Annotated in this window: 9 protein-coding genes; 2 read left to right on the forward strand and 7 right to left on the reverse strand. The window is 63.9% G+C overall.

All coding sequences use genetic code 11. The features are described 5' to 3' along the window. Window positions 1–606, reverse strand: a 606-nt coding sequence (locus SE91_RS15300; protein WP_245318460.1) for a TolC family protein, incomplete at its 3' end; no start/stop codon positions are given. Window positions 607–1,368: 762 nt separating this feature from the next. Between SE91_RS15300 and SE91_RS15305 the strand changes: the two genes are divergently transcribed. Then, a complete protein-coding gene (locus tag SE91_RS15305; protein WP_061848160.1) occupies window positions 1,369–2,403 on the forward strand; it encodes a cysteine synthase A in 1,035 nt (344 codons plus the stop codon). A gap of 44 nt (window positions 2,404–2,447) precedes the next feature. Here the strand turns inward: SE91_RS15305 and SE91_RS15310 are convergent, their stop codons facing one another. The 6 genes from SE91_RS15310 to SE91_RS15335 form a co-directional block, all read right to left on the reverse strand. Further along, entirely contained in the window at window positions 2,448–4,685 is a 2,238-nt protein-coding gene (locus tag SE91_RS15310) for an O-linked N-acetylglucosamine transferase, SPINDLY family protein (protein WP_061848161.1), read from the reverse strand. 107 nt (window positions 4,686–4,792) lie between these two features. Further along, the gene (locus tag SE91_RS15315; protein ID WP_082813729.1) at window positions 4,793–7,066 is read right to left on the reverse strand and encodes an O-linked N-acetylglucosamine transferase, SPINDLY family protein; all 2,274 of its coding nucleotides are present in this window, start codon (window positions 7,064–7,066) and stop codon (window positions 4,793–4,795) included. Between the two features lie 99 nt (window positions 7,067–7,165). Continuing rightward, window positions 7,166–7,903 carry an amino acid ABC transporter ATP-binding protein gene (locus SE91_RS15320; protein WP_008559049.1) on the reverse strand — a complete coding sequence of 246 codons (738 nt, stop codon included), beginning with the start codon at window positions 7,901–7,903 and terminating at the stop codon, window positions 7,166–7,168. An 11-nt stretch (window positions 7,904–7,914) separates the two neighbouring features. After that, window positions 7,915–9,435 carry an amino acid ABC transporter permease gene (locus tag SE91_RS15325; protein WP_061851144.1) on the reverse strand — a complete coding sequence of 507 codons (1,521 nt, stop codon included), beginning with the start codon at window positions 9,433–9,435 and terminating at the stop codon, window positions 7,915–7,917. Then, the gene (locus SE91_RS15330) at window positions 9,432–10,637 is read right to left on the reverse strand and encodes an amino acid ABC transporter permease (protein ID WP_060736022.1); all 1,206 of its coding nucleotides are present in this window, start codon (window positions 10,635–10,637) and stop codon (window positions 9,432–9,434) included. The genes SE91_RS15325 and SE91_RS15330 overlap by 4 nt, the downstream gene beginning before the upstream one ends. A 25-nt stretch (window positions 10,638–10,662) precedes the next feature. Next, entirely contained in the window at window positions 10,663–11,679 is a 1,017-nt protein-coding gene (locus tag SE91_RS15335; protein WP_061848162.1) for an amino acid ABC transporter substrate-binding protein, read from the reverse strand. Between the two features lie 382 nt (window positions 11,680–12,061). Between SE91_RS15335 and metC the strand changes: the two genes are divergently transcribed. Further along, on the forward strand, window positions 12,062–13,059 hold a 998-nt coding region (gene metC / locus SE91_RS15340), incomplete at its 3' end, for a cystathionine beta-lyase (RefSeq protein ID WP_061848163.1).

Here is a 13,059-nt window from a genome sequence, read left to right on the forward strand (position 1 = left end):
GCGCTGTGAGGTCCTGATGCGGTCCTGCGAAGCCAGCACCTGGAAATAGGCGTTAGCGACTGACGCCAGCGTCGTCAGCGCGACCGTGTCGCGATCGAAGCGGTTGGCGTGGGCCGTCTCCTCCGCCGTCTGCAGCGCGGCGCGATTCTGGCCCCAGAAATCGAGCTGATAGCTCGCGCTCAGCGAGGCCGAATAGTTGACGACCTCGCGTCCGCCGATGGACAGACCCGAGGCGCTCGAGCCCGAGGTACGCGAATAGGTTTCCGATCCGGCCGTCGACACGCTGGGCAGCAGCGCCGCGCCTGCCTGCCGCGCCTGGGCGTCGGCCTGGACGATGCGTGCAACGGCGGCGGCAATATCGAGATTGACGGTCTGCGCCTCCTCCATCAGCTGGGTCAGCTCGGCGGAGCGGAAGCCGCGCCACCAATCCAGCGACGGCGGCGTATCTCCCTTCCCCGCGTATTTGTACTGCGTGGGAACGTCGAGCGCGGGATCGGGAAGATCCTGCGTCAGCAGGCACCCACCGGAACTCGCCGCAAGGCACAGCGCCGCAAGCCAGCGCGCCGCAAGGCGCGTCCGGGACGGCGAAGCAGGAGACCGCCGCATGGCGATCGCTGGAACATCCTGTGTCACATCCACCCCCCGCCGGGCAGATCGAGCCGCCACCGCGAAGCCGGATTAACCGATTCGCGGCGGCACAGTCGGGGGACGTTGGACAACTCGTTCACAGCTGCGATGCTTTCTCGGAACTTTGAGACCCATACTAGCCGGGCGCGGAACTGCGGGACAGTCCCGCAGGTGCGAGAAGCACGCCGGAACAGGCGGAAGTCAGGACCACACAAATGAGAAATATCCCTGTCTCGCAGGGATTTCTTTCATTGTTGTGCAGTCCTGCCACGCGTTCTAGCTTACTAAGATTTCATGTGATATTGCCGCAACAACCGCGCGGTCACGCTGCTTAACGGCATCGACGCGACTTCAGCTTCGATCTCGCGCTCAGACGGGCGCTCTCACGAGATCGTCAATTGCCGAAATTGCGAATGCGTCTCACTCACGCAGATCTCCGTCCAGCAGCCATGCCACCGAGCACCCCGGCGTCGACCTCATCGGTCGGAGGCGAAGACGATTGTCAGAGCGGCCCAAGACGATCGCCAGCTTCAGTGCTCCGAGGAGGATCGCGGATGTTCTTCTCCGATATCGCGCCTGGCGGTCCGGGACATCATTGCTGAAGTCTGCGGGCTCAAAATAACCCTGCTGCCGCGGCAACTTCGGCCGGTTTCGCCGCAGTGCAAAAGCCTTTCCCTTTTGCCGTGCAAGCACTAGGTTCTGGCCAGCCTGATCAACCCTTTGCCAGTGATTTCCCCCGATATGACCTTCACGAATGACGTTGTCGAAGCCATCGGCAACACCCCGCTCATCAAGCTCAAGCGCGCCTCGGAATTGACCGGCTGCACCATCCTGGGCAAGGCCGAGTTCATGAATCCCGGCCAGTCGGTGAAGGATCGCGCCGGCAAATGGATGATCCTGGAGGCTGAGAAGCGCGGCGAGCTGAAGCCCGGCGGGCTGGTGGTGGAGGCGACCGCCGGCAATACCGGCATCGGCCTTGCCGTCGTTGCCAGCGCACGCGGCTACCGCACGCTGATCGTGATCCCGGAGACGCAGAGTCAGGAGAAGAAGGATTTCCTGAAGCTGTGCGGCGCCGAGCTGATCGAGGTGCCGGCCCTGCCCTATGCCAATCCCAACAACTACCAGCATGTCGGCCGCCGGCTCGCCGACGAGCTGCGCAAGACCGAGCCCAATGGCGTGCTGTTCGCCGACCAGTGGAACAACCTCGACAATGCCAAGGCGCATTACGAATCCACCGGACCCGAGATCTGGGAGCAGACCGGCGGCAAGGTCGACGGCTTCGTCTGCTCGGTCGGCAGCGGCGGCACCCTCGCCGGCACCAGTCGCTACCTGAAAGAGAAGAACAACAGCATCCGCATCGCCTGCGCCGATCCGCACGGCGCCGGCATGTACGAATATTTCAGGACCGGCGATGCCAAGGCGACGCCGGGCGGCTCGATCACCGAGGGCATCGGCCTCAACCGCGCCACCGCAATCGTCGAGACGGCCAAGGTCGACGACGCCTATCTCATTCCCGACGCCGAAGCGGTCAGCGCGATCTACGAACTGCTCCAGCACGAAGGCCTGTGCCTCGGCGGCTCGACTGGTATCAACATCGTCGGCGCAATGCGGCTGGCCAATCAGCTCGGACCGGGCAAGACGATCGTCACCGTGCTCTGCGATTCCGGCAGCCGCTATCAGTCCAAGCTGTTCAACGCGGACTTCATGCGCGCCAAGAACCTGCCCGTGCCCGAGTGGCTGGAGAAGCGCAGCAACATCAAGCCGCCCTTCGTCTGATAGCCATAGCGAGCGCGCGTCGGACGCGCGCTCAGGCCGGCGCTTTAGGCGCCCTCGCCGTTTGCCGCGGCCGCGGCACAATAGTCGCGCCAGAACTGGCGATAGCCGGCCTCGACCTGGCGCGTATAGATCTCGACATTGCCGGCCGGCGAGGCAGCGATCCGAGCCGGCAGCTCCGCGCGCAGCTTCGCCAGGTAAGCAGGCTGCGCCGCGTGCTTGCATGCGATCGCGGCGTAGCCCTCGTCGTCTTCTGCGACCCAATCGTCGAGCCCGACTGCCGTCACGATGGAGCCGCCGGCCCGCGAGGATGCACCATGGCCGAGCTTGGCGACGACGGGAACGCCTGCATAGAGAGATTCCCAGGTGCTGACGCCGCCGTTCTGCGGGAATGGATCGAGCGAGATGTCGACATTCGCGAAGGCCTGCAGATGCTCGGTGCGATCGGACGAGCCGAGGCAGGTGATGTTGCCTTCCGCAATCCCCTGCGCCACAAATCGAGCGAGCAGGCCGTCACGCACCAGGGGATCGTCAAGCAGGGTGTGCTTGATGATGATCTTCGATCCCGGCACCTCGCGCATCACCTTCGCCCAGACGCGGATGGCCTCGTCCGAGATCTTGTTGACGCGGTTGAACACGCCGAAAGTAACGTGGCCGTTGCGGAGCATGGGAAGCTCCGAAGGCGGCACATCCAGGATGGGATCGGTCGTGATCAGGCACGGCAGGTCGAAGACCCTTTCGGCCAGCAGATGCCGCGCCGATTGCGGAATGAAGACCGGATCGGCGAGCACGTAGTCCATCGTTGGAAGACCCGTGCCGGTCGCGTGTCCGAAGCCCGTGACCTGAACGGGGGCCGGCTTGCGGGCGAAGACCTGGAGCCTGTTGCCCGACGAATGCCCGGATACGTCGATCAGGATATCGACCTTGTCGGCCTGGATACGGTCAGCCAATTGGTCGTCAAACATCTGCCAGGCATCGACCCAGACGTCTGCAGACGACTGGAATTCGGCTGTCACCTCGTCTCGTATAGGCGAACACGAATAGCAGGCGACCTCGAAGTTGGCATGGTCATGATGGCGCAGCACCGGCAGCAGACCAAACGCCGCCGAGTGATAACGGAATTCCGCGGAGACATAGCCGATCACGATCCGCCTGTCGGGGTCGAGCTGCCTGGGCGCGAGCCTGCGTTGCGGCACTCTGGCGCCGATCGCCTGCCCCCAAGACTTGCGCGTGGCCTGCTGGATCGCGAAATCGGCCTCGGGAAGAAAGTCCAGAAAGTAAATCTTCCGCGCGATCAGGTCCGGATCCGGCGAGATCGCCAGCGCCGCATCGAGATGTTCGATTGCGGACGCGATCTCTCCCTGGTTTGCAAAACAGGAGCTCAGCAGCGCCATCGCGATGGTGGAGTGTGGATTTTGCTCCAGCAAAGTCGTGCAGGCCAGGATCGCCTGTGCGGTATTTCCTAGGCTGAGTGAGACCTCGGCCTTTCCACGCAAGGCAACTTCAAGCCGGGGCGACAATGCAAGTGCCGCATCGAAGTCCGCTGCCGCCTGTTCAAGCCGCAACAGTTCGGCATTGAGGCGTCCGCGCTGCGCCCAAATCTTCGCGGAATCGGGCTTGATCGCGAGCGCCGCTGAGAGCGCGGCTTCCGCCTCGTCGTAACGCCTGAGCTCGATGCCGACCATGCCTTTGCCCGCGAGCGCTTCGACGTGGCGCGGCTGAAACAACAGCGCACGATCAAAGCTCTCTTTGGCGCGGTCAAATCTATACAGCGCCATCTCCGCAACGCCACGATTGCAAAGCGCGTCGGCATAGTCGGGCTTCAGCTTGATCGCCCGGTCGTACATCTCGATGGCCTGTTCGGGCAGGTTCATCTGGAGCAAGACGCTGCCCAGACCGGCCAAAGCCGGCGTGAAATTCGGCTTCAGCGCGATCGCCTTCTCCTGGCAGGCCCGGGCCACCTCTGGTTTCTGAAGGACGAAGTACACGGACGCGAGATTGCTATGAGCCTCGTGCGAACGCGGATCGATCGCGACCGCGCGTTCGAGCAGCTGCTGCGCCTCTTCAAGGCGCCCGCCCTGTTGCGCGCACAAGCCGAGTAGGTGCGTGGCGTCGAAATGATCCGGAATGGCCTGCACGATCTGGCGGCAGATCGCATCGGTCTCTGCATACCTGCCCTGGCCATAAGCGCTCGCTGCAGCGGCGATGGCAGCATCGGCCTGCTTCTTCAACTTCTTCTGCAACCGCGCATTCTGGAATGCGCGCGCGCCGGCGCTACTCTGCAAGGTGTCTCTCCGGAAGATGGCCCGCCGCGAGTCTAGCTGATTCGCACAAACGGGCCGGAAGGGATGAAATCGGCCCGGGATATCCCGGGGCTCGCTGCTGATCCGGCTCAGGAACCGGTCGGTGCGTCGGCCCTGGTTGTCGCAGCGTCGCCGCCATCAGAGGCAACTGCGCAATAGTCGCGCCAGAACTGCCGATACCCCGCTTCGAGCGCACGCGTGTAGATCTCGACATTGCCGGCGGGCGAGGCTGCGATCCGAGCCGGCAGTTCCGCGCGCAACTTCGCGAGATGTTCGGGCTGCGTTGCGAATCTGCGGGCGATCTCGACATAGCCGTCGTCATCCTCCGCAACCCAGTCGCCGAGACCGACGGCGGCCACGATGGAGCCGCCGGCACGCGAGGAGGCTCCGTTGCCGAGCTTGGCGACGACGGGAACGCCCTTGTAGAGGGACTCCCAAGTGCTGATGCCGCCGTTTTGCGGGAACGTGTCGAGCGAAATATCGATCTGGTCGAACGCGATGAGGTGGTCGTCGCGCGAGGTCGTGCCGAGGCAGGTGATGTTCTCCTCCGCAATGCCCTGCGCCACGAACCGTGCGACCAGGCTGTCGCGCAGCAGGGTATCGTCCAGCAGACCATGCTTGAGAACGATCTTCGATCCAGGCACCTCCCGCATGATGCGCGACCACACCCGGATCGCGTCATCCGAGATCTTGTAAATGCGGTTGAATACCCCGAACGTGACGTAGCCGTTGCGCAGCATCGGCAGCTCCGAGGGCTGCAGATTGGTGACGGGCTCCATCGTGATCAGGCACGGCAGATCGAAGATCTTTTCCGGAAACAGATGCCGGACCGAAGGCGGAATGAAGATGGGATCCGCCAGCACATAGTCCATCGTCGGCATGCCCGTGCCCGTCGCATGACCAAAGCCGGTGGCCTGGATCGGCGCCGGCTTCCGCGCGAAGCATTGCAGCCTGTTACCGGTGGTGTGGCCCGAAACGTCGATGAGGATATCGACCTGGTCGGCCTCAATGCGATCGGCGAGTTCGTCGTCTGAAAGACCCCAGGCATCAACCCAGACGTCCGCCAATGACTTGAACATGGCGGTGTACTCGTCCGCGCCCGGCCAGGAATAGTAGCAGATGATCTCAAACTTGGCGTGATCATGGTTGCGCAGCACCGGCAGCAGGGTAAGGCCTGCCGAGTGCTGCCGGAATTCGGCGGCGACATAGCCGACCACGATCCGCTTCTCCGGGTCCAGCGGCCGCTTCGGCAGCGTCCTTTGCGGTATCCTCGAGCCGATCGCGTCCCACCAGGATTTTCGCACCGCCTGCTGGACCACGAAATCGGCCTCGGCGCGGTAGTCCTGCAGGAAGATCTTGCCCCTGATTGCATCCCCATAGTCCGGGCGCAAATCTAGCGCGCGATCGAGATATTCGATCGCGGTGTCCATGTCGCCCTGGTTCGAATAAGCGAAGCCCATCAGCGCCATTCCCATCTCGGAGCGCGGATTTCGCTCGATCAAGGTCGCCGCCGCGGCCATCGCCTGCGCGGTCTTTCCCATGACGAGGCAGGTCTGAGCCTTACCCCGGAGCGCCAGTTCGAGCTTCGGCGAGATTGCAAGCGCCGCCTCGAAATCTGCAAGCGCGGGCTCCAGGCGCTGCAGCTCGTAACTGAGCCGCCCACGCTGGGCCAGGATCCTCGGCGCGCCCGGCTTGATGGCCAGCGCCGTAACGAATTTGGCGGCCGCCTCTTCGTAGTGTCGCAATTCCATGCTGACCATGCCGCTGCCGACAATGGCCTCGGCGTGACGCGGCTGAAACAGCAGGGCGCGATCGAAACTCTCCTTGGCGCGCATGATCTGCCCAAGCACGATCTCGACCATGCCACGGTTGCACAGCGCATCGGCATAATCCGGCTTCAGCTTGATGGCACGCTCGTGCATCTCGAGCGCCTGTTCGTACCGCCCCATATGCATCAGCGTGTTGCCGAGATTGGTCAACGCCACCGCGAAATTCGGCTTCAGGGCGATGGCCTTCTCCTGGCACCGCCGCGCGTCCTCGTAATTGCCGAGGTCGAAATGCACGGTCGCCAGATTGTTGTGAGCATCGTGCAGACGTGGATCGAGCTCGATCACGCGCTCGAGCAGCTGTTGCGCCTCCTCCAGGCGCCGACCGTCATGGGCGCACATGCCGAGCAGATGCATGGCGTCGACATGATTGGGGATCGCCTTCAATATCTCACGGCAGAGCGCTTCGGTTTCGGTATATCTGCCCTGGCCATAGGCGGCGGCCGCTGTGGAGAGGATAGCGTCCGCCTGCTTCATCAATTTCTTCTGCAATCGCGCATTCTGGAATGCGCGCGCGCCGCCGCCGCTGCTCTGCAAGGTGTCTCTCCGGAGGGTCGTCCGGCACGAGTCTAGCTGATTCGCGGCGGCAGCCATCCGATCAGCTGGGGCGGAGACACCCCCGGGATTTCCCGGGGCTCAGCGCAGGATCTGGCTCAGGAACAGCTTCGTGCGGGCGTGCTGCGGGGCTGCGAAGAACTCGTTCGGCGTGTTGGCCTCGATGATCTGACCGGCGTCCATGAACACGACGCGGTTGGCGACTTCGCGGGCAAAGCCCATCTCGTGAGTGACGACCAGCATGGTCATGCCTTCCCCGGCGAGGTCGACCATGGTGTCGAGCACCTCCTTGACCATCTCGGGGTCGAGCGCGGAGGTCGGCTCGTCGAACAGCATCACCTTCGGGTTCATAGTGAGCGCGCGGGCGATCGCGACGCGCTGCTGCTGGCCGCCGGACATCTGGCCCGGAAACTTGTTGGCCTGATGTGGGATCTTGACCCGCTCCAGGAATTTCATGGCGGTCGCCTCGGCGTCCTTCTTGGGGATGTTGCGCACCCAGATCGGCGCCAGCGTGCAATTGTCCAGGACCGTCAGATGCGGAAACAGGTTGAAGCTCTGGAACACCATGCCGACTTCGCGGCGCACCGCATCGACATGCTTGAGGTTCGGCCCGAGCTCGATGCCGTCGACGACGATCTCGCCCTCCTGGAATTCCTCCAGCGCGTTGACGCAGCGGATCAGCGTCGATTTGCCCGAGCCCGAGGGGCCGCAGATCACGATGCGCTCGCCCTTGCCGACCTCGAGGTCGATGTCGCGCAACACGTGAAACTCGCCGTACCATTTGTTGAGCCCGGAAATCTTGACGATGGGGTCGGACATGGCGCGCTCCATCAGTTGCGGCGGTGAGCGTTGAGGCGATGCTCGACGAAGAGCGAGTAGCGCGACATTCCAAAGCAGAAAATGAAGTAGACGATGCCGGCGAAGGCAAAGCCGGTGAACAAGGTCGACGGCGTCGACCATTTCGGGTCCGAGAACGAGGCGCGCAGCGAGCCGAGGAGATCGAACAGCGCCACGATCGAGACCAGCGAGGTATCCTTGAACAGCGAGATGAAGCTGTTGACGAGGTTCGGAATGACGTGACGCAGCGCCTGCGGCAGCACGATCAGCGAGGTCGTCTTCCACCAGGACAGCCCCAGCGCCGCCGCCGCCTCGCTTTGCCCGCGCGGGATCGCGGCGAGACCGCCGCGGACGTTCTCAGCCTGATAGGCCCCCGTGAACAGCGCGATCCCGATCAACGCGCGAACTAGGCCATCGACCGTGAAATTGCCCGGCAGGAACAGCGGCAGCATGTAGGTGGCGAAGAACAGCACGGTGATCAGCGGCACACCGCGCCAGAACTCGATGAAGGCGATCGAGAAGATCCGGATCAGCGGAATGGTGGAGCGGCGGCCGAGCGCCAGCGCAATGCCGATCGGCAGCGAGGTGACGATGCCGGTGACGGAGACCACCAGCGTCACCAGAAGCCCGCCCCACAGATTGGTCGACACAACCGGCAGTCCGCCGCGGTCAAGCCCCATCACCTTCATGACGATCGCGATGGCAACGAAGGTGACGATGCTCCACACGAGGGCTCGCCATCCGGTACGAATGCCGCCGCCGAGCACGAAGGCGATCAGGCAGACGATCGCGGCGGTGACGGCGAAATCGGCCCAGACCGGCTGCCCCATCGTCTGGATGTGATCGCGCAGCCAGGTGAGCGGAAAGATCAGCCAGGAGATCGCCGTGCCGACCAGCACGATCAGGCTTCCGAGACCCCACAGCAGCGGGGCGATGGCGGAGGTCTTGCTGAGATTGAGCAGCGCCTGCCCGGCCCCGACGATGCTCTCTTCGAACAGTTGCAGGAGGCTGGCCGTCCAGCTCAGGCCGAAGCCCTTGATGCCGCCGCCGTGCAGCAGGAAGAATGCGACCACCGGAAAGGCGACGAAGAACAGGCCGGCATTGAGGTTCTTCGCCGGCAGCCGCGGCACGAGCATCGGCACCAGCAGGACCACGGCCAGGACGAAAGTGAGATCGACCCGCCAGCGCTCTGCCTCGGGATAGAAGCCGTAGATCAGCTGCGGCAGCTTGGCCTGGATGTAGGGCCAGCACGCGCCAACGACAAAACCGGCGTTTTCGGTGAGGCACGCCGCGCGATCCTTGCCGGTCCAGACCGCATCGACCACCAGGAACTTGACGGAAGGGACAATCGTGAACCAGAGCAGCAGCGCGCCCACGATCGTGAGCAGGATGTTGGTTGGCGAACTGAACAGGCGGGTGCGCAGGACGCCGATGAAGCCCGTGGTCTTGACCGGTGCCGGACGCTCGGCAACCAAATCCTGACGGACGAAGGCGGAGGTGGTGACATCGCTCATGCGCCGAGGCTCCGGCTGACGCGCCACCCATAGACGCTCATGATCGCGCTGGTGAGGAGGGAGATCAAGAGGTAGACGCCCATCGTCATGGCGATGATCTCGATCGCCTGCCCGGTCTGGCTCAGCGAGGTGCCGGCGAACACCGACACGAGGTCGGGATAGCCGATCGCGACCGCCAGCGAGGAGTTCTTGGTCAGGTTGAGATACTGGTTGGTCAGCGGCGGCACGATCACACGCATGGCCTGCGGCACGACGATCAGGCGGAGCGTGGTGCCGCGGCTCAGGCCCAGGGAGGACCCCGCCTCCATCTGCCCCTTGTGCACGGACAGGATGCCGGCGCGGACGATCTCGGCGATGAAGGCGGCGGTGTAGGTCGCCAGCGCCAGCGTCAGCGCTACGAACTCCGGAATGATGCGCGCGCCGCCGGCGAAATTGAATCCCTTGAGCTGCGGCAGCTCGAAGGTAAAGGGCAGACCAAACACCAGCACGGTCGCGAGCGGTAGCCCGACCAAGAGGCCCAGCACGTAAGGCCAGATCCGGATCACCTCCCCCCGCTGAAACAGCGCGCGCCGTGCATGAATGCGCAGGGCCAGCGATGCCACGATGCCGAGCGCCAGCATCGCCAGGAACGGCACGAAGCCGCTGCCGCCAATCGGCGATGGAATGACGAGGCCGCGATTGCTGAGGAAGCTGATGCCGAGCAGCGAGATGCTCTGCCGCGGATTGGGCAGTGCCGCCAGCACCGCGAGGTACCAGAACAGGATCTGGAACAAGAGCGGCAGATTGCGGATGACCTCGACGTAGATCTCGCCGACCCGGGACAGCAGCCAGTTCGGCGAGAGCCGGCAGAGCGCGACGATGAAGCCGATCACGGTGGCGAGGACGATTCCGACCACCGAGACCACGAGCGTGTTGAGCAGGCCGACCACGAACACGCGCAGGAACGTGTCTGAGCCGGTGTAGGAGATCAGGGTCTGGTTGACGTCGAAGCCGGCATTGTTCCTGAGGAAGCCGAAGCCCGCGGCAATGTGCTGGTTCGCCAGATTGGCGCGGGCGTTGGAGACGATCTCATAGCCGATCCAGCCCAGGATCGCCGCGAAGGCAAACTGGACGGCGACGCCGTTCCAGCCTGTCTTGCCGCCCAGCATGCGCCTGATCTTCAGCGCAATCTGGGGCGGCGGTTTACGGGCCTCGGTGCTCATCGCCGCGAGCCGCGGATCGGGGCGATCAGCGGATCGGCGGCGCGTACTGGAGACCGCCCTTGTTCCAGAGATTGTTCAGACCGCGGTTGATGGCGAGCGGCGAGCCGGCGCCGACGTTGCGGTCGAACACCTCGCCGTAATTGCCGACCGTCTTGACGATCCGCACCACCCAATCCTTGGTCAGGCCGAGCTGTTCGCCGAAATTGCCGTCGCTGCCGAGCACGCGCTTCAGCTCCGGGTTTTCCAGCTTCGCCTTCTCGTCGACGTTCTTCGAGGTCACGCCGAGCTCTTCGGCGGTGATCATCGCGAACAGCGTCCATTTCACGATGTCGAACCACTGATCGTCGCCGTGGCGCACCATCGGCCCGAGCGGTTCCTTCGAGATGATCTCGGGAAGCACCATGTGGTCATTGGGACTGGCGAGCTTGAGGCGGTTGGCGTACAGGCCCGACTGGTCGGTGGTGAACACATCGCAGCGGCCGGCTTCATAGGCCTTGACCGTTTCGTCATTGGTGCCGAACGCGATCACCTCGTACTTCATGTTGTTGGCCTTGAAGTAGTCGGCGAGATTCTGCTCGGTGGTCGTGCCGGTCTGCACGCAGACAGATGCGCTGTTGAGCTCGAGCGCCGAGTTCACCTTGAGCGACTTCTTCACCATGAAGCCCTGCCCGTCGTAATAGGTCACGCCGGTGAAGTTGGCGCCGAGCGAGGTGTCGCGCGAGATGGTCCAGGTGGTGTTGCGCGAGAGCACGTCGACCTCGCCGGATTGCAGCGCCGTGAAGCGGTCCTTGGCGGACAGCGGCACGTACTTGACCTTGGTGGGATCGTTGAAGATCGCCCCGGCGATGGCGCGGCAGAGGTCGACGTCGAGGCCGGTCCAGTTGCCCTTGTCGTCGGGCGACGAGAAGCCTGGCAGGCCCTGGCTGACGCCGCAGGACAGCATACCGCGGTCCTTGACGGTCTTGAGCGTTTGCGCATCGGCGGCTTGGGTGGACAGGCCGGCGGCGAGAGCAAGTGTGAGAGCCAGGGTTACGCGTTTCATGGGCTGAAGGCCTTTCAAGGTCGTCTCAAGGTCAGGAATGTTGTCTTTGGAATCGTCTCTGCCGGGATGAGCCCTGCAAGAGTCATGCTGGAAAACCTTGCCGAACACTCGCCGATGTCGGGAGGCCTTACCCTTAATCCCCACCGCTGGCGCCCGCCATTTTTGGCTGTGGCACAGGTCCGGTCAGACGATGGGATCGAAGGTCGCGGCTGCCCCTCAACATGCGGCGACTGAATAGCACCTGCGCATCACAGAACGACTGGCCTGCCGGGTCAAGGGGTTGACGGGACTCTTCTGTGTTCTGTTATTAACGACAGCGGCCTTTGGGCCAGCCCGGCAGGCGCGGCGCGCCCGCGGGAAACGCGGTTTTGAAAGCAGACGCATGGATTCCTCACACCCCTCCCAGCAGCACGCCGAGACCCGGCTGGTCACCTCCGGCCGCGACACCAAGGCGCAGAAGGGGTTCGTCAATCCGCCGGTCTTCCACGGCTCGACCGTGCTCTATCCGACCGCCGAGGACCTGCACGCCCATCGCGGCGAGTTCACCTATGGCCGCCACGGTTCCCCCACGACCAAGGCGTTCCAGGAGACGCTGATGGCGCTGGAGGGGCCGCAATGCGCCGGCGTCGGCATCGTCCCGTCGGGGCTGTCGGCGATCTCCACCACCCTGCTCTCGGTGCTCAAGGCCGGCGACCATCTCCTAGTCTGCGACAACGTCTATCGGCCCTCGCGCAATTTCTGCAACGGCATGCTCGTCCGCTATGGCGTCGAGACCACCTATTTCGATCCGCTGATCGGCGCCGGCATCGACAAGCTGTTCAAGCCCAATACCCGCGCCGTGCTGGTCGAGGCACCGGGCTCGCAGTCGTTCGAGATGCCTGACATCCGTGCCATCGCCGAGGTCGCGCATGGCCGCGGCGCGCTCGTCATCGACGACAACACCTGGGCGACCCCGCTCTATCACCGCTCGCTCGACCAGGGCGTCGACATCAGCATGCAGGCCGCGACCAAATATATCGGCGGCCATTCCGACATCATGTTCGGCACCATCTCGGCCAACGCCAAGGCCTGGCCGCAGATTGCCGAGGGCATTCGCCTGCTCGGCGTCTGCGCCGGACCCGACGACGTCTTCCTCGCGCTGCGCGGTTTGCGCACGCTCTCGGTGCGCCTCGCGCAGCATCATCGCTCGGGGCTCGACATGGCGCGCTGGCTCGCCAGCCGGTCCGAGGTTGCGCGCGTGCTGCATCCGGGTCTCGAGAGCGATCCAGGTCACGCGATCTGGAAGCGCGACTTCACCGGCGCTTCGGGCCTGTTCAGCATCGTGCTGAAGCCGGCGCCGCAGCAGGCGGTCGACACCATGCTCAACACACTCAAACTGTT

The sequence above is a fragment of the Bradyrhizobium sp. DOA1 genome (genome assembly GCF_001593325.1).
Lineage (GTDB): Bacteria > Pseudomonadota > Alphaproteobacteria > Rhizobiales > Xanthobacteraceae > Bradyrhizobium.

What these genes read in the sequence shown, in the direction of transcription:
- SE91_RS15305 (WP_061848160.1), top strand. Translation starts at nt 1,369, where the DNA reads ATGACCTTCACGAATGACGTTGTCGAAGCCATCGGCAACACCCCGCTC.
- SE91_RS15320 (WP_008559049.1), bottom strand. Translation starts at nt 7,903, where the DNA reads ATGTCCGACCCCATCGTCAAGATTTCCGGGCTCAACAAATGGTACGGC.
- SE91_RS15325 (WP_061851144.1), bottom strand. Translation starts at nt 9,435, where the DNA reads ATGAGCGATGTCACCACCTCCGCCTTCGTCCGTCAGGATTTGGTTGCC.
- SE91_RS15330 (WP_060736022.1), bottom strand. Translation starts at nt 10,637, where the DNA reads ATGAGCACCGAGGCCCGTAAACCGCCGCCCCAGATTGCGCTGAAGATC.
- SE91_RS15335 (WP_061848162.1), bottom strand. Translation starts at nt 11,679, where the DNA reads ATGAAACGCGTAACCCTGGCTCTCACACTTGCTCTCGCCGCCGGCCTG.